Consider the following 22,093-nt stretch of genomic DNA (forward strand, 5'->3'; position numbering starts at 1 on the left):
CACCACCTTTCATTAAGATATTAAAGTGTTCAATCGGCTTGGTAAAACCCATGATCATGGAGCATCGACACCCTCGCATATAAGAATCCAGCTTAAGATGGACAGATGCGAAACCACACTGCTAGATGGTAGTCCATGTACTTAAGCAAACAGCCAGCCGGTTTGAAGTTAACTTCCATGTCAGGGGAACAGACTTATTATGAAGTAACCATTTCTGGTTCAACAGGGGGAAATAGAACTATTACCTGATTGACACTGGGACAATTATATCATGGGCTTAACTAAGCCTATTGAACAGATATTTATTAAGTTATCAAGGTACATTTAATGTATCTAAAATATTATACGAGGAGGACATACTTATGAAAAATGTAATTTCAACAACAGCTGCGCCAGCGGCAATTGGCCCATATTCACAGGCCATCGAGGTAAATGGAATGGTTTACACATCAGGTATCATTCCAGTTGATCCAGAAACAGGTGTTATTCCTGAAGGTGCTGCAGCACAGGCTGACAGAGTATTCAAGAGCATGAGCGCATTGTTAGAAGCAGCCGGTACATCCATGGGAAATGTTGTTAAAACTACAGTCTTTATTAAAAACATGGATGATTTCGCAGCAATTAATGAAGTATATGCAAAGTACTTCCCAGAGCCATTTCCAGCTCGTTCATGTATTGAAGTTGCTCGTATTCCAAAGGATGTTCTCTTGGAAGCAGAGGCAATTGCAATCAAATAAATTCGGAGAAGTGTTATGGTTTATGATGTTATTGTTATAGGAGCGGGTCCTGCTGGCCTTGCTGCTGGAATATATGGTAAGAGAGCTGGCTATAATATTCTTGTATTAGACACAAGTTCTATCAGCGGTGGTCAGATACTCAACACATACGAGGTAGATAATTATCCTGGTATTCCAGGAGTATCAGGTACCGAGTTGGCAGATGCTATGAAGCAGCATTGCGAAAAGCTTGGAGTTGAGTTCGCTAGAGGTCGCGTTTCTTCCATTGTAGATAATGGCGAAATAAAAGAGCTTGTTACTAAAAAAGAAACTTTCCAGACAAAGACAGTTATTATTGCTACCGGAGCAACAAACAGAAAGCTTGGATGTCCTGGTGAGGATGAGTTTTCAGGCATGGGCGTTTCTTACTGCGCTACATGTGATGGTGCATTCTTTAAGGATAAGGTAGTGGCTGTAGTTGGCGGTGGAGATGTAGCCCTCGAGGATGCAGCTTATTTAGCTAGAACCTGCAAAAAAGTTTATCTTATTCATAGAAGAGATGAGTTTAGAGGAGCTGTAGTTTTACAAAACCAAATCAAGTCTCTTGATAATGTAGAGTTGGTATTGGATTCCACAGTTGAATCTATAATTGGAAATGATTCAGTTGAAAAACTTCTTATAAAGAATAAGAAAACAAATGAAGAAAGAGAACTAGAAATAGATGGTGTATTTATTGCGGTAGGTACAGTGCCAAACACCAAAACTATTTCGGGTCTTCCTTCATTAGATGAAAGAGGCTATATTGTTGCAGACGAAACATGCGAGACTAATATTCCAGGAGTATTTGCAGCAGGAGATGTTAGAACAAAGCAATTACGTCAGGTAATTACTGCAACCGCTGATGGGGCGAATGCAATAACATCTATAACCAATTATTTAAATTTAAAATAGTTTACTAAAATGTTACAAACTCAACATATTTTCAGATTATAAGAAAATGCAGGGTTAAATCGGACTTGACACATTCACTGTTAGATTATATAATGACAACAGTTGTAATAAGTTTGTAACAAATTCGGAGGTTTTTTTACAGAATGAATTCGAAAATGACAAAAGCTGTTAGTTATACACTTGCTGCTTGTGTTGTTGTTTCAAGCCTTTCATTTAGCGCTAGTGCTGCTACAGCTACATCAGGTGTCAGCGCATTATCTAGTGCAACAGGCGTTTTAGAAACAACAGACTACACTGCTTTCGCAGGTGCACAGCTTTCAGTTAATGATATGATTGCAAATGCAAATATACTTGCTGCAGAATCACAGTTAGCAGACAACGAAGCTAGTACAGTTGCTGCATCTGAGGAAAATCCATATGCAGATATTGCAATTGCTCAGGTAGATAATTACGTATATATTCGTGAGTCGGCATCAGCTGATAGCGATTATGTCGGAAAGTTATATAACAACTCAGCTGCTACAGTTTCTGAAACTGTTGAGGCAGAGGATGGTACATGGTTACTTATCACATCTGGTGATGTTACAGGTTATGTAAAGAGCGAATACGTAGTTCAGGGTGATCAGGAACTTGCAAAGGAAGTTTCAAGACGTTTAGCTACAGTTAAGACAACTACTCTTTATGTTCGTGAGGAAGCTACTACAGAATCCGACATCATCGATTTGATTCCAGTAGGTGATGACCTTACAGTTGTTGATGAGTCAATGGCTGATACAGGTTGGGTAAAGGTTACATGTAATGCTGGTGAAGGATATGTCAGCACTGATTACGTTGATCTTTCTACAGACTTTACAGTAGCAGAATCTAAGAATGCTGAAATCGCAAGATTAGCAAAGGAAGAGGAAGAAAAGAAGGCAGCTCAGGAAGCAGCAAAGAAAGCTACTCAGGCAGCAGCTGCAGTTGAGAAAGCAAGCTCATCATCTTCATCTTCTTCATCTAGCAAGTCATACTCAGCTCCTTCAGGTTCAGATGGAAGCTCAGTAGTTGCTTATGGTTCACAGTTTGTTGGCAACCCATATGTTTACGGTGGATCATCTCTTACAAACGGAACAGACTGTTCAGGATTTGTAATGAGTGTTTACTCAGCATTTGGTGTAAGCTTACCTCATTCATCAAGCGCACTTCGTAGCGTTGGTTATGGAGTATCTTATGATGAGATGCAGCCAGGTGATATCGTTTGCTACTCAGGTCATGTTGGTATTTATGCTGGTAACGGTCAGTTACTTCACGCATCTACATACAGAACTGGTATTACATATTCAAATGTAAACTACAAGCAGATTCTTGCAATCAGAAGAATCTTCTAATTAAAGAATTTTGAGGCACCGCATTTAGGCGGTGCCTTTTTTATGATATAAGGCGAAATGTTATATTGTGAATCCGTTAGGATAGAGCAGTTAAAATAATAATATTTATAATAATTTGACACTAATTGTCAGAAAACTCATTTTGGAATACTGGAACCGTTTAGTGAAAATTTGCACAAAAACAGAAATTGTTAAACTAGAATATAATTTCAGACAATGTGGAAATGAAATATTTTTTCAACAAAAAATCACACAATCATCACGTAAATTCGGACTTGTAAACCATTTATCCACTTTATCCACAGAAATTGTGAACGAATCATAAAAGTTATCCACAATTTTCAAGAACGCTTGTTTTGTCTTAAATCAACAAAACTTGTAAAATTGCTTAATATGCTTGACTTTAAAAGAGAAGAAAAAATATCTGAATATGCTGTCTATTATCAGACAATAATGAGATTTGATTTTCTGTTCACAAAAGCTCCACATAATTGCAATTTTATGGCTAGTTGTGAATTTGCATAAATAAATATAAGTTTACTATTTCATTTTTTGGTTATTTATATTAGAATGAGCATAGGTTATGTGAATTTGTATGCAAAAAAAGGTTTTGGCATTGTTAATATTGCATAGTTAATCAGGAGGTACGACCTATGATTTCTAATCAAATCATGCAAAATACAATTGAAGGATTACATCAGCTTACAAAAGTAGATTTAGCAGTGACTGATTCTGACGGTGTTGTATGCGCATCTACTTTTAATGATACAGCTCAGTTTGCAGACGCTATAGCTGTGTTTGCAGCATCTGAGGCAGATAGCCAGGTGGCTTTAGGGTATCACTTCTTTAAGGTATTTGATGATCAGCAGTTGGAATTTGTTATTTTAGCCAAAGGGGATGACGAAGAAGCATCTACTGTTGGAAAGATTGCTGCTTTCCATGTACAGGAATTAATGATTGCTTATAAGGAGCGTTTCGATAAAGATAACTTTATTAAGAATTTGCTTCTCGACAACTTACTTCTTGTTGATATCTATAATCGCTCTAAGAAGCTTCATGTGGATATTAATGCGCGAAGAGTTGTTATGATTGTTGAAGTTGGCCCAGACAAGGACGGCGACGAGCTTGATAGAGTTCGCTCAGTATTTGGCGGCAAGACAAAGGATTTTGTAACAGCCGTTGATGAGCACAATATTATTGTAGTTAAGGAACTTGGGGAGAATGATACATTCGAGGATGTAGATAAAATTGCTGCAGTTATAATCGATGCATTCCACGACAAGGATAATAAGAATATTCGTGTTTCTTATGGTACAGTTGTTGGCGAAATCAAAGAGGTTTCTCGTTCTTACAAGGAAGCTTCTATGGCTATGGATGTCGGTAAAATCTTCTTTAATGAAAAGAAAATTATTGCATACTCAGCTCTTGGAATAGGACGTCTTATTTACCAGTTACCTATTCCACTTTGCAAGATGTTTATATCAGAAATCTTCGATAACAAATCTCCTGATGATTTTGACGAAGAGACTCTTACAACTATTGATAAATTCTTCGAGAATAGCTTAAATGTTTCTGAGACATCTAGACAGTTATATATTCACAGAAACACTCTTGTATATCGTCTTGATAAGCTTGAAAAGAGCACAGGATTAGATTTAAGAGTTTTTGAAGATGCAATCACTTTCAAAATTGCCTTAATGGTTGTAAAATACATGAAGTATATGGAAGATGAAAAATTCTAAGTACACTTAGTTTTATAGAAATGAGGTATTGATATTGATACGATTAGATCATGTTAGTAAATCGTATGAAGTTGGAAAACCAGCTTTGGAAGATGTTACAATACACATTGATCCAGGCGAGTTTGTATTCGTAGTGGGTGATAGTGGTTCAGGTAAATCCACCCTGATTCGATTGTTATTAAAGGAATTAGAGCCTACAAAAGGAAAAATCTATATTAATGGACAGGACCTTAAAAAGGTTACACATAAAAAGATTCCAATGTACCGTAGAAATGTTGGAGTTGTATTCCAAAACTTCAGACTTTTGCCTGATAGAAATGTCTACGAAAATGTTGCCTTTGCAATGAAGGTTGTAGAGTCATCAAACAGAGAAATAAAAAAGAAAGTACCAACTATGCTTTCATTAGTTGGACTTGCAGCTAAATATAAATCTCGTCCAAGTCAGCTTTCTGGTGGAGAGCAGCAGCGTGTTGCAATAGCAAGAGCCCTTGTAAACGAGCCAAAGATTATCCTTGCAGATGAGCCTACAGGAAATCTTGATAGCGATAACACATGGGAAATCATGCGACTTTTGGATGAAATTAATCAAAGGGGAACAACTGTAGTAGTAGTTACCCACAATATGGAAATAGTTAGAGCAATGAATAAACGAGTTATCACCATCAAAAAAGGCGTGGTAGTTAGCGATGTTGGAGGTGATGACTATGAAGATTAGTACACATATTTACAACATCGGCCAAGGTTTGAAAAACGTTTGGCGAAATAAAATGTTTTCTCTGGCGTCAATAGCAACAATGACTGCCTGTATTTTTTTGTTTGGTATATTTTATTCCTTAGGAACAAACTTCCAGGCAATGGTTAAATCAGCAGAGGAAGGTGTAGCGGTTACAGTTTTCTTTGATGAGGGAATCTCACAGACACGCATAGACGAAATAGGAGAAGAGATTTCAAAACGCCCAGAAGTAGCAAGCTATGATTTTATTTCAGCAGATCAGGCTTGGGAAGAATACAAAGAAGAATATTTTGGAGGAAATGAAGATTTGGCAGCAGGATTTGCAGATGATAATCCTCTTGCAAATTCAGCAAACTACGAAATCTATCTTAGTGATGTTTCGATGCAGTCTACCTTGGTTTCATTCCTTGAAGGACTTGATGGAGTACGTCAGGTAAATAAATCAGAAGTGGCTGCTAAAACACTTACAGATATTAATAAAGCTATTACAATCGTTTCAATGGCTATCGTAATTATTCTTCTTGCAGTATCAGTATTCTTGATTAGTAATACAGTAATGGTTGGTATTTCTGTTCGAAGAGAAGAAATCGCAATCATGAAATTAATAGGTGCAAAGGATGCATTCGTTAGACAGCCATTCGTGGTAGAAGGTGTGTTTATTGGATTGATTGGTTCTGCTATACCACTTGTACTTTTGTACTTTATATATGGCAAGGTAATTGAGTATGCTGCATCAGAGTTTAATTTCCTCAGCAGCATGGTATCATTTATTCCAATTGAGACTATATTCAATACATTGGTTCCTATTTCATTAGTACTTGGAATTGGTATCGGTTGGTTTGGCTCACGAGTAACCTTGCATAAGCATCTTAGAGTCTAGTATAATATTTCAAGTTACGTGGAGTGCCTTGGCAGTAGCTAAGGCACTCTTATCAATATAAAGGAAAGGCATTTTATATGAATACAGAATACGAATCTAACTATTCACCAGAGCTTCAAGAAAAGCCAAAGTCTAGTAAATGGCCTGTTGTAATTGGCACAACAGTTGGCTTAATTGTAGGATTTTTACTTGCCACATTAGTGGCTGTTATTGTTTTATTTGGTCGTAAGACATCTGTGTCAGATAGCTCACAAGGAGTGATTGATACATTGACAGAGGATTCTGCTACATCAGAAAGCAAGCTGCAGACAATCCTCTACATAATTAAGAATTACTATTATCAGGATGTTGATGATCAGACATTAATCGATGGTGTTTATGCTGGTATTGTAGAAAGTCTTGATGATCCATATTCTGCATACTATACAGCAGAAGAATACGAGGATTTAATGGACACACTTACAGGTAACTATGCCGGTATTGGAGCACTTCTTCAGAAGAATGCAGAAACAGGGGAAGTATCAATTACAAAAGTATATGCCGATACACCTGCAGAGAAAGCTGGTCTACAGGAAGGCGATATTATTGTTTCAGCCGATGGAAACATTGCAACCGAAGAAGATTTAGATGTTTTTGTACAACATATCCGCGGTGATGAGGGTACAGATGTTGAATTAGTCATTAATCGCGAAGGTGAAGAAATGACTGTTACATGCACTCGTGCATCAATTTCAACACCTACAGTAGAGCACCAGATGCTTGATAATAATGTTGGATACATTCAGGTATCTCAGTTTACTGATGGAACATATGATGATTTTGTAGCAGCTTACGAAGACCTTGAAGCTCAGGGAATGACATCAGTTATTTTTGATATGAGAAACAATGGTGGTGGATTGTTAGATTCAGTAGTTGATATTCTAGATTATCTGCTTCCAGAAGGCACAGTAGTATATACAATGGATAAAGCTGGAAACAGAGAAGATTACACATCAGATGCAGCAAATTATAAATCTATTCCAATGACTGTTTTAGTAAATGGAAATACAGCTTCAGCAGCTGAAATATTTACTGGCGCAATTCGTGATTTTGATTATGGAACAATTATTGGAACACAGACATTTGGTAAAGGTATTGTTCAATCAACAATTCCTTTGACAGATGGTTCAGCTGTAAAGCTTACTACTCAGACATACTACACACCTAGTGGAGAGTGCATCCACGGAACAGGTATCACACCAGATGAAGTTCTCGAATATGAGTTTTTAGGTGGTGAAGAAGATGCATATAGTGTAGACTTAGATAACCAAATACAAAAAGCATTAGAGGTATTAGCCTCTAATTAGTATTTAAACTATTGCCATTATTGAAAAGAGGTGATTTCGTGATAGAACTTGATCAGTTCAAGCAGCGCTTAACAGCGCAGAAAAATTCTATGACGGAAGTGAGGGATTCACTTTGACGTCGCAGCAAAAAAGGCTCGTATAGAAGAGCTTGAGCGCGAAATGGAAGCACCGGATTTTTGGACAGATGCAGCGGTATCTACAGCCAAAATGAAGGAATTAAAGTCCATGAAGGATGATGTTTCAGTCATAGATAAACTTGAGGACTTGTATAAAGAAATAGAAGACTATATTGAACTTGGCAACGAGGAAGAGGACCAGGAAATAGTTGATACAGTAGGTGTATTGATAGAGGAGTTCGAAGAATCATTAGAGAAACTTCGAATGAAAACACTACTATCTGGAGAATATGATGCTGATAGTGCTATTGTAACTCTTCATTCAGGTGCAGGCGGTGTGGAAGCATGCGATTGGGTACAGATGTTATACCGCATGTATACTCGCTGGGCTTCAGATGCAGGCTTTGAGGTTGATGAATTAGATTACCTGGAAGGCGATGAGGCGGGTATCAAATCCGTTACATTCCAGGTTAATGGCGAAAATGCATACGGATATCTTAAATCAGAAAAAGGTATCCACAGACTTGTTCGTATTTCACCATTCAATGCACAGGGAAAGCGTCAGACATCCTTTGCTTCCTGTGATGTTATGCCAGATATAGAAGAAGATGTTGATGTTGAGATTAAGGATGATGATATCCGAGTTGATACATATCGTTCTTCAGGTGCCGGCGGACAGCATATCAACAAAACAAGTTCTGCCATTCGTATCACACACTTCCCAACAGGAATTGTTGTTACATGTCAGAATGAACGAAGCCAGCATCAAAACCGCGATAAGGCAATGCAGATGTTAAAAACAAAGCTTCTTTTGTTAAAACAGGAAGAAAATGCTGCAAAGGCCAGCGGAATTCGTGGTGAGGTTTCTGAAATAGGCTGGGGAAACCAAATCAGATCTTATGTATTACAGCCTTATACAATGGTAAAAGATTTGCGTACTGGTGAGGAATCAGGAAACACTGATGCTGTGCTGGATGGCAAGATTACACCATTTATGAATGCTTATTTAAAATGGCTTTCACTGGGATGCCCAGATAGAGGGGCCACAGATATGAATTAGGACTTGAAATAGGTAGCTTTTAATGTTATTATCTTCTGAACGAGTACAAATGTTTTTGTACGAAAGACACTTTTGGAGGGTATATGGCAGAGAAAACTACCTATTTTGTATTAAAAGAAAAAGCTGTACCTGAGGTATTACTTAAGGTTGTGGCGGCTAAGAAGCTTCTTGAAACAAAGAAATGCGATTCTGTACAAGAGGCAACGGAGTCTGTAGGAATAAGCCGAAGTTCCTTCTATAAGTATAAGGATGACATATTTCCATTCCATGAGGACACCAAGGGTAAAACGGTAAATATGGTCATTCAACTAGAGGATGAGCCTGGTATTTTGTCTAGTGTATTGGATGTGATGGCTCATTTCCATGTAAATATTCTTACGATTCATCAAAGTATCCCTGTAGGGGGATTTGCAACTCTCACCATCTCGGTAGATGTTCTTGAAGATTCAGGGGATTTTTCGGATCTAGTTAGCGCAATTGAAAACATTAACGGTGTCCATTACGTAAAAATATTAGCAAGGGAGTGACAACATGAAAGTAGCAATTATGGGATACGGAACAATAGGTTCTGGTGTAGCAAAAGTTCTTGATACTAATAGTGACATCATTAAAGAAAGACTTGGTGAGCCACTAGAACTTAAGTATATTCTTGACCTTAGAGATTTCCCTGGTGACCCACATGAAGAATGCTTCGTAAAGGATTACAAAGAAATAGCTAAAGACAAAGAAGTAAAAGTAGTTGTTGAAACTATGGGTGGTGTTGAGCCAGCATTTACTTTTGTTAAGGCTATGCTTGAGGCAGGAAAATCAGTTACTACATCTAACAAGGCACTTGTAGCAGACAAGGGTGCTGAGTTGATGAAAATAGCCAAGAACAACAACGTAAACTTTGTGTTTGAAGCAGCAGTTGGTGGCGGAATACCAATTATACGTACACTTACAGCTTGCCTCACAGGTGATGTTATCGAAGAGATGTCAGCTATTTGTAATGGCACAACAAACTACATGCTTACAAATATGGAACAGTTTGGTAGCGATTATGATGAAATATTAGCTGAAGCTCAGTCACTTGGTTACGCAGAGAAGGATCCAACAGCAGACGTTGAAGGCCATGATAGCTGCAGAAAAATTGCTATTCTCACTTCTCTTGTTTCAGGTAAAAATGTTGATTTCAATGAGATACCAACAGAAGGAATCAGCAAAATAACAGCAACAGATTTCAAGTATGCTAAGTCAATGGGCTACAGCATCAAGCTGGTTGCACGTAGCACAAAGGTAGGGGATACTTACACATGCCGCGTAGCACCATTTTTAGTAAAGCCTAGTCAGATGATTTACCATGTTGCAGGTGTTATGAATGCAGTTTCAGTACGCGGTAATATGCTTGGCGAATCAATGTACTACGGCGCAGGAGCAGGTGCTCTTCCAACAGCTTCAGCAGTAGTTGGAGATATGGTTTTCCTTGCAAGAAACGTAGATAAACATGTTAGAATCGGATGGTCTGCTGAAAAGCTTGAGCTTGCAGATGCTAACAAGCAGAAATTTAGATACTTCGTTAGAACTTCAGCTCTTCAGTCAAATATTGAGAATGAATTCGAAAATGTAGAATATGCAAATCTTGATTTAGATGACGAAACAGGATTCATTACTCAGGAAATGACAGAGCATGAGTTTAACGAGAGAAAAGCAGCATTAGGTGGAATAATATCAGCAATTAGATTCTATTAATATATTGGGAGAATATTATGTTTGTTACATGTTTGGATTTAGAGGGTGTTTTAGTTCCAGAGATTTGGATTGCATTTGCGAAAGCTACAGGAATTCCTGAGCTCGAAAAGACTACAAGAGATGAGCCTGATTACGATAAGCTTATGAATTATCGAATTGGTATCTTGAAAGAGCATGGTCTTGGATTAAAAGAGATACAGGAAACTATTGCAGGTATTGATCCTCTTCCTGGAGCAAAGGAATTTTTAGATAAACTTAGAGCCTTTGGCCAGGTAATCATTATCAGCGATACCTTTTCACAGTTTGCAGGACCGCTTATGGAAAAGCTTGGCATGCCAACCATTTTCTGTAATGAATTGGTGGTTGCAGATAACGGAGAAATCACTGGCTATAAGATGCGCTGTGAAAAGAGCAAGCTTACCACAGTTCGTGCATTACAGTCTTGTGGATTTGAGACAATCGCAAGTGGTGATAGCTTCAATGATTTAGCTATGATTGAAGCATCAAAGGCAGGATTTCTCTTCAGAACAACCGATGCAATAAAAAAGGATTACTCACAGTATCCTGCATTTGAAGAATATGATGATTTATATGAAGCAATTGTAGAAGCCCAAAAATAGGGCTTCTATTTTTGTGTAATTTTTCATTTATAAATAAGTGGAAAATGGTTGATAAAAGGAACTCATTAAACTAAAATAGGTTTAAATTAATTAAGAGAGTTAATTAAATGCATAAAGGGGGAATTACTATAGTAGATTACAAGAATCTTACAGTGGAAGTTGGATTTGGCGAAAACAACTTCACCATGGATAGAGGCAGTTTTAAATATAAGCAGAAGATTCACTGGAAAGAAAAATGCAAGATTGTCTCAGAGCAGAAAACTGAAAATGGCGTTGAAGTAATTCTTTCGACACCAAATAAAAATCAAACATTCAAATTAGTTTTATCCGATGTTGGCGATAAAAAAGAATTAAGCATGGTTCAGATTGAAGGCAATCATGGGGAAGTGAACAGGTTTTGGCTTACATTCCCTACCAACAGTGAGGAGCATATTTATGGTTGTGGTGAAACATATTCAGAGTTTGATTTAAAAGGACAAAATGTAAGGATTTGGGTTGCTGAGCATCAAAATGCAAATCGTATTTCAAAAAAGATTATCAAAGAAAAGATAAGAGGAAAACGTCCTAATAAAAAACTAAGATTTGATAAATACGAATCATATTATGTTCAGCCTACATTTATTTCATCAGACAAGTATTACGTTCATGTTGATATGAATGCATATGGTGAATTTGATTTCACAAAGCCAGGCTCTATCACTATATATACTCAAGAGCTTCCTCACATTTATAGTGAAAAAGCTGAAAGCTTTGAGGAACTATCAGAGAAGCTTACGGCTGTGCTTGGCAGACAGCGTAAACTACCTGAATGGGTTTATGACGGTGGCATAATCGCTATGCAAGACTGGGTGAAGGATGGAGACAAAGTTGTAGAAGGCTTTGATGGTTGTGGAAATATTGATCGTAAGCTTAAGGAATTAGATGAGGCTGGCGCAAAGGTTGTAGGTGTTTGGTGCCAGGATTGGTGCGGATGCAGATGCACAGGATTTGGTTATCAGGTTATGTGGAACTGGAAATATAGCAGAGAACAATATCCAAATCTTCCAGAAAAAATAAAAGAATGGAAAGCAAAGGGCGTCCGTTTCTTGGGATACATCAACCCGTTCATAGCGCTTGAAAAAGATATATATCAGGAAGCCAAAGAAAAGGGGTACTGCGTTAAAAATAAAGATGGGGAAGACTATTTAGTTACAATTACCACTTTTCCAGCAGCAATGGTTGATTTCACAAATCCAGCAGCCTATGAATGGTACAAAAATCTAATAAAGGAAAACATGATAGGAATCGGCATGGGCGGATGGATGGCAGATTTTGGAGAATATCTTCCAGATGATGCTGTGTTATTCAACGGAGATGCAAAATTTCTCCATAACAGCTGGCCTGCTATATGGGCAAAGCTTAATCGAGAGGCGATAGAAGAGTGTGGGGCTCAGGATGAAGTTTTCTTTTTCACTAGAGCAGGTTTTACTGGAACAGTTAAGGATTCAGCAATGATGTGGACAGGAGATCAGCATGTGGATTGGTCAATCGATGATGGTATGCCATCAGTAATACCAGCAACATTATCTCTGGCCATGTCAGGATTTGGCCTATCTCATTCAGATGTTGGTGGTTACACCACTATCATGCACATGCGCCGCTCCAAGGAATTGCTTATGCGATGGGAGGAGATGAATGTTTTCTCTCCACTGTATAGATTTCATGAAGGCAATCAGCCAGGAAATAATGTTCAGTTTAATGAGGATAAAGAGCTGTTGGCTCATTTGGCTAAGTGTACAAAATGGCATTCAGCGTTGGCTGACTATTTAAAGGGGTTAGTAAGTCAGACTACTGAAAAAGGTACACCAGTGATGAGACCGATTTTTTATCACTATGATGAGCCGTGGGCATATAGTGAAACAACAGAATATCTTTTGGGAAGAGATATTCTTGTTGCACCTGTTCTTAAAGCGGGGGCTAAAGGCAGGAACGTAACTTTACCGGATGATACATGGGTTCACTTATTCACAGGGGAAGAATATAAAAAAGGAACCGTATATGTGGAGGCTGAAATAGGACAGCCACCGGTATTTGTTAGAAAAGAATCATCGGATTTAGATCTTTTGAGGGGGATAATTAAATAAGGTTTAGGAGGTTTTTACTATGGGGAAAAACAGGGAGAATAGTTTCCTAGCAAAATGCTCTTATGGTTTTGCAGACATCTATGGTGGTGGTGCATTTGTAGTTATCAGTACATTTTTTACAGTATTTCTAACAAAAGCACTTGGCATGTCACCTGCGCTAGCAGGAACAATTCCGTTGATTGGAAAAGTATGGGACGCTATCACTGATCCTATTATGGGAAACATTGTTGATAGAACCAGCTCCAGATTTGGTGCCAAAAGATTCTATATCTTGTTGGGAAGCATTATTTCTGCAATTACATTTTTGTTATTGTGGACAAGTGTTGGCGGCCAAAGCACTGGTGGCCAGTACGCATTTTATGTATTGATGTATATGCTTTTCTCAACTGGTTTTACTATTGTTATGGTGCCATATAATGGCCTTTTGCCAGATATGGTTGATGACTATGTAAAACGTGGAAGTTTTTCAGGTATAAGAACAGTCTTTTCTAGTTTGGGCGCCATAATTGCTGGCTTGGTTCCAACAATTATCATTAAGGATAACACAAATGCTTCTCAGTATTTTTTAGTTGCCTTGATTTTTTCAATCATATTCTTTGTGGTTATCTTGCTTACATTTTTAGGAACATGGGAAAGAGAGAAAGAACCTGTAAATGTTCCATTAAAGAAGAGCCTTGTTCAGTCTTTTACAGTATATAAAAGCTTTTCATTTAAATTGTTTATCTGCATATTCTTAGCAGGTCAGGGAGCAGCGGACTTCGTCACGGGACTTGCTGTATATTACGTTGATGATGTTTTGAACGCATACTCGGGTGGTCGTTTTACTATCATGATGGGAGTGCTTTTGCTTGCACAATTTTCTGGCACTATAATTTTTTCAATTGTAATGCCACGTACATCAAAGAAATTCCCAATTTTGGTAGGATTTCCAGTCAGAATATTGGCGACGATAGCATTGCTCTTCTTCTCACATGAGGGGGCACCATTTGCAATCATTTTGGTTCTATCATTCATCATTGGTCTTGGTATGGCAGCATCATCGGTTAGCATTTATGCAATTCTATCTGATATGGCAGATGTAGATGAATTAATCACATCTATTAGCAGACCAGGAATCGTTTCTGGAATGGCTACATTCATCAGAAAAATAGCAACTGGTCTTAGCTCAACAATCATTGGTTTGTTGCTTATGATGATAGGATATGACGAGACATTAGCTTCGGAAAAGCTTCGCCAGGCTGCATCAACACAGGCAGGCATTACCCAGCTATACGTGTGGGCACCTATTATCCTTATGGTTCTTACTATTATATTTGCAGTCATATTCCCAATGAACAAAAGGGAGTTTGATATTGTGAAAAAAGAAATCGCAAGAAGAAAAGGTGAAGATAGCAGCAAGGCTACAGATGAAGAAATAAAAGTCTGCGAGAAGGTAACAGGCTTTAAATATAATGAGCTTTGGAAGAAGGAAAATGCTGTAAAACTGTAATACAGATACAGCAGATTTGGGGGAAATAATGAATACAAGAAAAAGGCTGTTTTCACTTTGCGTGGGACCAATTCTATTTCTATTGGTTTCATTAGGCTTAGGGAAAAGCGGCTTTATGAATTACACGGCAGCTAAAGGTTTGGGAACAGCACTTTGGATGATATATTGGTGGGTAACTCGTCCAGTGGATATCACAGTTACAGCTTTGTTGCCTGGAGTTATAAATGCAATATTCAATATTGTACCAATGGAAGATGTTATTAGTCAGTATGCGTCAAGCAGTATCATTCTGATATTTGGCTCCTGCCTTTTAACGGCACCTTGGTCTCAGATTGGTTTGGATAAAAGAATATCGCTAAAGGCGCTGACATTAATAGGTCCATCTATGAAATCACAGATTACAGTGTGGCTACTTGCAGCTGTGGTGCTTTCTAATATGATGCCAAATGTTGTAGTAGTAGCAATATTTACACCAATAGCGGTGTCTATGCTTGCAGCAGCTGGATACAAGGATATAAAAAATTGCGAAGTTGCTACTCCGATTTTATGTGCGATAGCATGGGGCTCTCAGGTAGGTGGCGCAGGCACGCCATTGGGCGGCGCCATGAACATCACGGCAATTTCTTTTATAGAAGAATACACTGGCCAAGAGTTTATGTATGTAGATTGGCTAATAAATATGCTTCCATACACAGTCATTGCAACGGCAGTTGTGTTAGTGGCAATGCTGTTGCAACCACTTAAGACAGATTCTCTTTCGGGAACGAAGGAGTATTTTGAAGAGTGCTACGCCCAATTGGGCCCAATGAAAAAGGATGAGAAAGTAAGTCTAATTCTCTTTATAGCGGCAATGCTTGGTTCATTTATCAGACCGTTATATGCAGATATTCTTCCAGGACTTGTGCCAGCATACCTATTTTTAATACTTGGATTTTTAAACTTTGTAATAGTATCAGCGGAAAAGAAGGAGATGCTTCTCACTTGGGATAGAGCGCAGCAAGAAGTTATGTGGGGCATGCTTCTTCTATTTGCAGGAGGTCTTGCTTTAGGGCAGATTCTTACAGGTTCTGGAGCAAACGATACAATTGCAAATCTTATTGCGTCATTACATCTTGTAGGAGGATTCGAGACTATCGCTATATTTGCAATCTTTGCATGTGTGGTTTCTGAGATGACAAACAGTACGGTATCAGCGGCTGTTACTTTACCAATAGTTATAGGAGTAATTAGCAAGCTGGGACTCAACCCTTTGCCTTATGTTTTTGCAACAGCAATGGCTATGAATTATGAGTCACTTCTTCCAGTATCAGTAAGGGCAATATCAGTATCTTACGGACTCGATCCAGCAAAGCTTATGAGAAAAGGATTGCCGGTTACAGTACTGAGAATGATGACTGCGATAATAGTTGGATTTATTTCTGTGATAATCCTTGATTAATAGAGAGAAAGAGTTATTATAATTAATTAAAAACTTTAATTAAATGTAAATAGGGAGGTAATTAAAATGAAATTTTTTTTAGACAGTGCGAAACTCGATGAAATAAAGTATGCGTACAACACATTTGGCATTGATGGAGTAACAACAAATCCACGCCACATTATGTTAAGTGGTAAGCCATTTATGACAGCAATCACAGATATTGCTAATTGGATTAAAGAAGAGGGATTAGAAGGAGTTGATAAATTCCCAGTATCAGTAGAAATTAATCCACATCTTACAGACACAGAAGAGATGCTCAAGATGGCTCGCGAAGTTGCAAAGATTAGTCCAAACTTTGTAATCAAAATTCCAGCAATAGAAGCTGGTATTGCAGCAGCTCGCATTCTTGAAAAAGAGGGAATTCGCACAAATGTAACTCTTGTATTTTCACCAGCACAGGCAATACTTCCAGCAAAGAATGGTTCACTTTTTGTTTCACCATTCATCGGATGGAAGGAAGCAAACGGAGAAGATTGCAAGCAATATATCAAAGATATGGTAGATATTTACAAGAACTATGGTTACTACGGTAAAACAGAAATCATTTGCGCAGCTATCCGTACACCAAAGCAAATTGCAGATTGCGCAGTCGCAGGAGCTGACATCGTAACTACAGGCCTTGCAGTATATCAGGATTGCATGAAGCATGCATACACAACCCAGGGCCTTGGCACCTTCTGTGAGGCTTGGGACATGACAACTAAATAACGAGCAAAGCGAAGTTATTTCGTTGTCTAGCAGGAAGCTGCGAAGCAGACCCTGCATTACGTAACAGCAGTCGTAGTCTAGGTGGAAGGACGGAATGGAGAGGATATGAAGATTGGTTTTATAGGACTCGGCATTATGGGCGAGTCAATGTGTGAGAATATTGTAAAGAAGCATGACGATGATGTTTATGCATTTGATTTTGTAAAAGAGAAGGTTGACTTGCTTGCGTCAAAGGGGGCAAAGCCATGCGAAAATTCCAATGAACTTGCAAAAGCATGCGACGTTATTATTTCTATGGTTCCAAAGAGTGAACACTCACGTGCGGTCTATGAAGGAATTTTAGAAAATCTTGATAGCAGCAAGTTCTGTATCGATATGAGCACAATTGATCCTAGCGTTTCAGTAGAGATTTCTGAAATGGTAAAAAAGACAGGAGCACACTTTATTGATGCTCCAGTTGTAAAGAGTAAACCTGCAGCTATTGCAGGTACACTTGGAATCTATGTAGGTGGTAGTGAAGAAGATTTTGAAAGGGCTCTTCCAATTCTTAAATACATGGGCGAAAACGTAATCAGAATGGGTGATAACGGTAAAGGTCTTGTAATGAAGATTTGCCACAATGCCCTTGTTTCACAGATTCAGAATGGTGTAAACGAGACCATTACTCTTGCAAAGGCAAACGGAATATCAATTCCTACTTTTGCTCAGGCTATTTCATATGGTGGCGGTCAAAACTTCTACTTGGATGGACAGGCATCTAAGCTTGATGCAGAGGATTATACAACAGCATTCTCCATTGAAAACATGGCAAAAGATGTAAACATTTGCTGCAATCTTGCGAAAGAGTGCAAGGTAAATATGCCAGGCGAAGAGAATGCACGTCGAGTATATCAAACAGCTCTTGATAAGGGCATGGGTAAGGAAGATTTCCGAGCAACAATTAAGGTTGTAAGAGAACAATAAATAAATTGGGGGAATTATGTTATCACATCTAAATGAAGTGAATGATGTAAAAATCCTTTCTGTATTTGATGATGAGTTCAAAACCTATGGAAATGTTGTAACAGGTTATGATTTCAATGAACTAATTGCGTATATGGAAAAGGATACAGATATTCCGGAGAACGGAAATATATATGTTGCATCAGTACCTGAAATGGAAAGAGCTAATATCGTAAATGCGATAAGAGATGAAATCTATGGGGGCATGCCAATTCAGGTAGGTTATTGCAATGGAAGAAATACCACATATAATGGCTTTGAATATCACAAAGGAAGCGAGATAAATGTGGCTGTTACAGATTTTATGTTAGTACTTGGTCATACATGGCTGATTGCTAAAGATGGTACTTACAAAGTAGAAGATGCAAAAGTCTTTTTTGTACCCAAAGGCACAGCAATAGAAATGTTTCAAACTACACTGCATCTATCACCTTGCAGAGTTTACGATGAAGGCTTCAAGGGAATAGTTATTTTACCCCAGGGGACAAATACACCTCTAGAATCAAAACCTGAAAATCGTGAGGGAGAAAACAAACTGCTTCTTCAGAAGAATAAATGGGTAATCGCTCATCCAGAGCGTGAACCGCTTATTAAACAGGGAGCATTTCCAGGACTAATAGGAGAAAACAAGGAGTTAAAGTACTGATGAAATTTCAAGCTATTTACGTACCAATTGGTGTCGGCACATATGAAATGATGACAGCGCATGATCAGTTTAATAATTCAATTGAACTGTTAAAGTCAATTGATGAGGATATCGTTGTTCCAGATGATATTCTTCTAACAGTAGATGCTGTTGCTGAGTTTATCAAAGACAAAAATCCAAATCTTGTAATATTGCAGAATATAACTTTTGCCAATGCAGCATATGCAAGTGAAATACTTAGACACTTTGATTGTCCAATTCTTCTTTGGACTCTTCGTGAGCCTGTGATTGATGGAACACGTTTGAGAAGCAATTCGCTTACGGGAGCATACTCTGCAGCAAATGCTATTTGTGCATTTAGGGGTGAAGGAAAGTTTGAGCATGTATTTGGCGCACCTTCAGAGGAAAAGGTTAAGAAAGCCCTGGCAGCAACAATTGCTGCAGCAAAAGTAAAAGTGGAGCTTACAGGCTTAAAAATGTCTGCCATTGGGCATACTCCTCAGGGGTTTGGTTTTGGTAGAGCTCTTGATTCTGAGCTTATGAGCAGGTTTGGGGTTACTCTTGAGGCAATTGAGGCAAGAGAACTTATTAACAAAGCAATGAAATATACAGACGAAGAATGCAAGGAATATCTTGAAGATGCTAAACGTCAGGTAGTTGGTCTTTCAAATATGCCTGAGCAGAATATCAAAGACTTTGCACGTCTTTATAAAGCATACAAAACATACATAGAAGATAATCACATTGGTGCAATATCCAGCAGATGCTGGCCAGATTTCTTTACAGAATTTGGCACACCGGTATGTATGGTGCTGTCTTTGCTCAATGCAATCAACATCCCTGCAAGCTGTGAGGCTGATGTATATGGCGCTCTTTCAATGTTCATTGGAACTGCATTTACTGGAGAATCCACATTCTTTGGAGATCCAGTATCCATGGATGAAGAGGAAAGCTCAATAACATTCTGGCATTGTGGAATGGCAGCTTGTAATTTGGCAAGATGCGACACAGGTGCAACTGTAGGCGTTCATCCAAATAGAAAAATTGGTCCTGTTATGGACTTTGGATGCAAGTCTTCTGACGAAGCAACAATTTTCAGAGTAGGTCGTACGGCAGAGGGGAAGTTCCGCTTCTTTATTGCAGACGGAGAGGTTATGGATAAGCCAAAGCAATTTAATGGTGCGTCTATTGTAGTAAAGACAAATGAGTCTGCTGAAAAGATAGTAAAGGAAACTATTAAGCATGGCTGGGAGCCACACTATGTTGTAATCTATAAAAACATAGCGGATGAGTTGGAAAAACTGGGAAATATGCTAGATATAGAAGTTGTGCGCTTCTGAGCAAATGGTGTAAAATAATGGGCATGAAATATCAGGGAATCAATTTAGGAAACGTAAAAATTAGTAACCGATCTTCAATTCTCCGATTACTCAATAACAATGGAGCAATGTCAAGAAAAGACATATCTGAGGCGGTTGGTTTAACAGCCGCCTCTGTTACTTTGATAACCACTGAGCTTTTAGAAGAAGGCGTTATTGTTGAACTGGGAGAAGCAGAAGAGGAAAAGCGTGCAGGCCGCAAGAAAATTCTTGTGGATATTAACCATGCATATAAAAATGTTCTGTGCATAGCCATAGAATCAGACGAAACTTTTATTTCTGTCACAAACCTGGGTGGAACGGTTAAATGCCATTATTCTTTATTCACAGATAAAGATATAGAGCCTGAGGATTTTCTTCAAAAAATCACATCAAAATGCAAACGAATTCTCAAGGAAAATGACATCGAGATGGGGACTATATTAGGAGCGTCAGTCACTGTTCCTGGTAAAGTGGATCGAGCTAGGGGGATCTCTCTTAATACTTACAATATTTGGACTAGAGAGGTTCGAATTGCTGATATCATTTCTGGTGAGCTTGGTTTAAAAGTTATTGTTGAAAACAACCTTAAAGCTTATGCACAAAGTGAAATCTATTTTGGTAGAGGTAAATCAGAAAGTGAAATGCTGCTACTGAAGTGGGGGCCAGGTGTTGGAGCAGCCATAGTATCAGGACAACATATTTATAGAGGCGCTAATGATATGGCGGCAGAAATAGGACATATGACATCTGGTGAAAACAGGATGTGCAACTGTGGAAGAAAAGGCTGCTTAGAGGCATATGTATCTACAAATGCCATAGTTGATGATGTATTAGCGTCAATTGACAAAATGCCTAGCCTTAAAAAATGGGTTGAAGCAGGCAATATAGTTGGTAGTAAGAATATCCAGGAGTGGATTAGTATAGATGATGCCTCATTAAAAGCAATAATAAAAGAAAAGGTGAATCGTCTTGCACATAATGTTAGAAACGCCATAAGTCTTATCGATCCAAACAGAGTGGTTCTCATTGGTTATATGTTCGATATACCGGGCGTATATGATAGCTTCATCGAAGCCTACAAACAGTTTGATGATAGAATAACCGATGATTTCTTCGTAAAATCAGAATTATCAGAAGGAATCAATCATACAGAAGGATTAGCTGTAGTTTTGGAAGAATTATTTTTCTAATTACAAATTTGTCAATTATTTACACTTAGGCTTGGGAATTCAGCAAAAATATATTGATATTTCCCAAATCTAAGTGTATTATTAACTTACAAGATAATATGTGCCCGTGAGAGAAGAGAATGTGGCTGTGATAAGGATTTTCTCCTTGTCTATTTAGGCATATTCTTTTTTTATGTCTAAATAAAGACAGTACGATTAGGAGAATAAACTATGAACAGAGAGTTTATCGAAAAGCTAGAGAACAATCCAGTTATTGCAGCAGTCAAAGATGATAAAGGCCTTGAAAAAGCCTTAAAGACAGAGTGCGAAATAATCTTCATTCTGTATGGGGATATTTGCAACATCTCTGACATCGTTGAGAAAATTAAGTCAGCCGGCAAGGTGGCTATGGTGCACATGGATTTAATAGCAGGCCTTGGAAGTGGTAAGGATGTTGCAGTAGACTACATCAAGAATACCGTCAAAGCAGACGGAATTATCACCACTAAAGGAAGCTTGATAGAACGAGCAAATCAGCTTGGAATGTACACAGTGCTTAGATATTTTGTGATAGATAGTATGGCTCTTGTTAATATCGAAAAGCAGGACCGCCACGGAATAGCTCAGCCAGATGTCATCGAGATTCTCCCTGGAATAGTTCAGCCAAAGATTATCAAAAAGATAAACAGTATTAGCAAGGTTCCAGTTATTGCTGGAGGACTTATTTCAGATAGAGAAGATGTTATGAATGCGCTTAATAATGGGGTGCTTGCAGTATCTTCTACAAATGAAGCAGTCTGGGAGCTATAGCGCAGTACCAGGTATTTCTACCAAATGATAGAAGGAGTAGTGGAGT

20 protein-coding genes are annotated in these 22,093 nt (G+C 38.3%); all 20 read left to right on the forward strand.

The genetic code is table 11. The annotated features are described in order from the left end of the window. Positions 1-362 precede the first annotated feature (362 nt). The 20 genes from BM102_RS13165 (at position 363) to BM102_RS13260 (ending at position 22,047) form a co-directional block, all read left to right on the forward strand. Positions 363-737: a RidA family protein gene (locus tag BM102_RS13165; RefSeq protein WP_033153141.1), complete on the forward strand. Its 375-nt coding sequence runs from the start codon at positions 363-365 to the stop codon at positions 735-737. Between the two features lie 15 nt (positions 738-752). After that, a complete protein-coding gene (trxB, locus tag BM102_RS13170) occupies positions 753-1,667 on the forward strand; it encodes a thioredoxin-disulfide reductase (RefSeq protein ID WP_090482651.1) in 915 nt (304 codons plus the stop codon). Between the two features lie 143 nt (positions 1,668-1,810). Then, a complete protein-coding gene (locus BM102_RS13175) occupies positions 1,811-3,034 on the forward strand; it encodes a C40 family peptidase (protein WP_090482653.1) in 1,224 nt (407 codons plus the stop codon). 653 nt (positions 3,035-3,687) lie between these two features. Beyond that, on the forward strand, positions 3,688-4,776 hold the full coding sequence (locus tag BM102_RS13180; RefSeq protein WP_033153146.1) for a PucR family transcriptional regulator: 1,089 nt from the start codon (positions 3,688-3,690) through the stop codon (positions 4,774-4,776). Between the two features lie 34 nt (positions 4,777-4,810). Then, positions 4,811-5,491 carry a cell division ATP-binding protein FtsE gene (ftsE, locus tag BM102_RS13185; RefSeq protein ID WP_033153148.1) on the forward strand — a complete coding sequence of 227 codons (681 nt, stop codon included), beginning with the start codon at positions 4,811-4,813 and terminating at the stop codon, positions 5,489-5,491. Then, complete coding sequence (gene ftsX / locus BM102_RS13190) at positions 5,481-6,389, forward strand: permease-like cell division protein FtsX (RefSeq protein ID WP_090395375.1); 909 nt, start codon at positions 5,481-5,483, stop codon at positions 6,387-6,389. The genes ftsE and ftsX overlap by 11 nt, the downstream gene beginning before the upstream one ends. Before the next feature lie 77 nt (positions 6,390-6,466). Then, the gene (locus tag BM102_RS13195; protein WP_090482656.1) at positions 6,467-7,735 is read left to right on the forward strand and encodes a S41 family peptidase; all 1,269 of its coding nucleotides are present in this window, start codon (positions 6,467-6,469) and stop codon (positions 7,733-7,735) included. Positions 7,736-7,773: 38 nt separating this feature from the next. Then, positions 7,774-8,911 (forward strand): peptide chain release factor 2 gene (gene prfB, locus BM102_RS13200; protein ID WP_143063585.1). Its coding sequence is split into 2 segments (ribosomal slippage): positions 7,774-7,848 and positions 7,850-8,911, totalling 1,137 coding nucleotides; the frame shifts between segments, so codons are not numbered across the junction. 83 nt (positions 8,912-8,994) lie between these two features. Then, positions 8,995-9,438 carry an ACT domain-containing protein gene (locus BM102_RS13205; RefSeq protein ID WP_044938603.1) on the forward strand — a complete coding sequence of 148 codons (444 nt, stop codon included), beginning with the start codon at positions 8,995-8,997 and terminating at the stop codon, positions 9,436-9,438. 4 nt (positions 9,439-9,442) lie between these two features. Next, the gene (locus BM102_RS13210) at positions 9,443-10,639 is read left to right on the forward strand and encodes a homoserine dehydrogenase (protein ID WP_090482659.1); all 1,197 of its coding nucleotides are present in this window, start codon (positions 9,443-9,445) and stop codon (positions 10,637-10,639) included. Positions 10,640-10,656: 17 nt separating this feature from the next. Further along, a complete protein-coding gene (thrH, locus tag BM102_RS13215; RefSeq protein ID WP_090482662.1) occupies positions 10,657-11,259 on the forward strand; it encodes a bifunctional phosphoserine phosphatase/homoserine phosphotransferase ThrH in 603 nt (200 codons plus the stop codon). Between the two features lie 107 nt (positions 11,260-11,366). After that, positions 11,367-13,382: an alpha-glucosidase gene (locus BM102_RS13220; protein ID WP_090482666.1), complete on the forward strand. Its 2,016-nt coding sequence runs from the start codon at positions 11,367-11,369 to the stop codon at positions 13,380-13,382. Between the two features lie 19 nt (positions 13,383-13,401). Further along, positions 13,402-14,871 carry an MFS transporter gene (locus tag BM102_RS13225; protein WP_090482669.1) on the forward strand — a complete coding sequence of 490 codons (1,470 nt, stop codon included), beginning with the start codon at positions 13,402-13,404 and terminating at the stop codon, positions 14,869-14,871. Between the two features lie 28 nt (positions 14,872-14,899). Beyond that, on the forward strand, positions 14,900-16,309 hold the full coding sequence (locus tag BM102_RS13230; RefSeq protein WP_090482672.1) for an SLC13 family permease: 1,410 nt from the start codon (positions 14,900-14,902) through the stop codon (positions 16,307-16,309). A 66-nt stretch (positions 16,310-16,375) separates the two neighbouring features. Beyond that, positions 16,376-17,059, forward strand: coding sequence for a transaldolase family protein (locus BM102_RS13235; protein WP_090482675.1), 684 nt, complete (start codon positions 16,376-16,378; stop codon positions 17,057-17,059). A 105-nt stretch (positions 17,060-17,164) separates the two neighbouring features. Continuing rightward, positions 17,165-18,022 carry an NAD(P)-dependent oxidoreductase gene (locus tag BM102_RS13240; RefSeq protein ID WP_090482678.1) on the forward strand — a complete coding sequence of 286 codons (858 nt, stop codon included), beginning with the start codon at positions 17,165-17,167 and terminating at the stop codon, positions 18,020-18,022. A gap of 16 nt (positions 18,023-18,038) precedes the next feature. Then, positions 18,039-18,707 carry a DUF4867 family protein gene (locus BM102_RS13245; RefSeq protein WP_090482681.1) on the forward strand — a complete coding sequence of 223 codons (669 nt, stop codon included), beginning with the start codon at positions 18,039-18,041 and terminating at the stop codon, positions 18,705-18,707. After that, positions 18,707-20,047 carry a fucose isomerase gene (locus BM102_RS13250; RefSeq protein ID WP_090482684.1) on the forward strand — a complete coding sequence of 447 codons (1,341 nt, stop codon included), beginning with the start codon at positions 18,707-18,709 and terminating at the stop codon, positions 20,045-20,047. Before BM102_RS13245 ends, BM102_RS13250 begins: the two co-directional genes overlap by 1 nt. Positions 20,048-20,070: 23 nt before the next feature. Continuing rightward, positions 20,071-21,258, forward strand: coding sequence for an ROK family transcriptional regulator (locus tag BM102_RS14440; protein ID WP_074791658.1), 1,188 nt, complete (start codon positions 20,071-20,073; stop codon positions 21,256-21,258). 210 nt (positions 21,259-21,468) lie between these two features. Beyond that, the gene (locus BM102_RS13260; RefSeq protein ID WP_044938573.1) at positions 21,469-22,047 is read left to right on the forward strand and encodes a glycerol-3-phosphate responsive antiterminator; all 579 of its coding nucleotides are present in this window, start codon (positions 21,469-21,471) and stop codon (positions 22,045-22,047) included. The last annotated feature ends 46 nt before the right edge of the window (positions 22,048-22,093 follow it).

It is taken from the genome of Pseudobutyrivibrio sp. JW11 (assembly GCF_900115355.1).
GTDB classification, from domain to species: domain Bacteria; phylum Bacillota; class Clostridia; order Lachnospirales; family Lachnospiraceae; genus Pseudobutyrivibrio; species Pseudobutyrivibrio ruminis.

Bases quoted from the DNA above. Each gene is read 5' to 3' on its own strand.
- BM102_RS13165 (WP_033153141.1), top strand. From the start codon at position 363: ATGAAAAATGTAATTTCAACAACAGCTGCGCCAGCGGCAATTGGCCCA.
- trxB (WP_090482651.1), top strand. From the start codon at position 753: ATGGTTTATGATGTTATTGTTATAGGAGCGGGTCCTGCTGGCCTTGCT.
- BM102_RS13175 (WP_090482653.1), top strand. From the start codon at position 1,811: ATGAATTCGAAAATGACAAAAGCTGTTAGTTATACACTTGCTGCTTGT.
- BM102_RS13180 (WP_033153146.1), top strand. From the start codon at position 3,688: ATGATTTCTAATCAAATCATGCAAAATACAATTGAAGGATTACATCAG.
- ftsX (WP_090395375.1), top strand. From the start codon at position 5,481: ATGAAGATTAGTACACATATTTACAACATCGGCCAAGGTTTGAAAAAC.
- BM102_RS13195 (WP_090482656.1), top strand. From the start codon at position 6,467: ATGAATACAGAATACGAATCTAACTATTCACCAGAGCTTCAAGAAAAG.
- BM102_RS13205 (WP_044938603.1), top strand. From the start codon at position 8,995: ATGGCAGAGAAAACTACCTATTTTGTATTAAAAGAAAAAGCTGTACCT.
- BM102_RS13210 (WP_090482659.1), top strand. From the start codon at position 9,443: ATGAAAGTAGCAATTATGGGATACGGAACAATAGGTTCTGGTGTAGCA.
- thrH (WP_090482662.1), top strand. From the start codon at position 10,657: ATGTTTGTTACATGTTTGGATTTAGAGGGTGTTTTAGTTCCAGAGATT.
- BM102_RS13220 (WP_090482666.1), top strand. From the start codon at position 11,367: ATGCATAAAGGGGGAATTACTATAGTAGATTACAAGAATCTTACAGTG.
- BM102_RS13225 (WP_090482669.1), top strand. From the start codon at position 13,402: ATGGGGAAAAACAGGGAGAATAGTTTCCTAGCAAAATGCTCTTATGGT.
- BM102_RS13230 (WP_090482672.1), top strand. From the start codon at position 14,900: ATGAATACAAGAAAAAGGCTGTTTTCACTTTGCGTGGGACCAATTCTA.
- BM102_RS13235 (WP_090482675.1), top strand. From the start codon at position 16,376: ATGAAATTTTTTTTAGACAGTGCGAAACTCGATGAAATAAAGTATGCG.
- BM102_RS13240 (WP_090482678.1), top strand. From the start codon at position 17,165: ATGAAGATTGGTTTTATAGGACTCGGCATTATGGGCGAGTCAATGTGT.
- BM102_RS13245 (WP_090482681.1), top strand. From the start codon at position 18,039: ATGTTATCACATCTAAATGAAGTGAATGATGTAAAAATCCTTTCTGTA.
- BM102_RS13250 (WP_090482684.1), top strand. From the start codon at position 18,707: ATGAAATTTCAAGCTATTTACGTACCAATTGGTGTCGGCACATATGAA.
- BM102_RS14440 (WP_074791658.1), top strand. From the start codon at position 20,071: ATGAAATATCAGGGAATCAATTTAGGAAACGTAAAAATTAGTAACCGA.
- BM102_RS13260 (WP_044938573.1), top strand. From the start codon at position 21,469: ATGAACAGAGAGTTTATCGAAAAGCTAGAGAACAATCCAGTTATTGCA.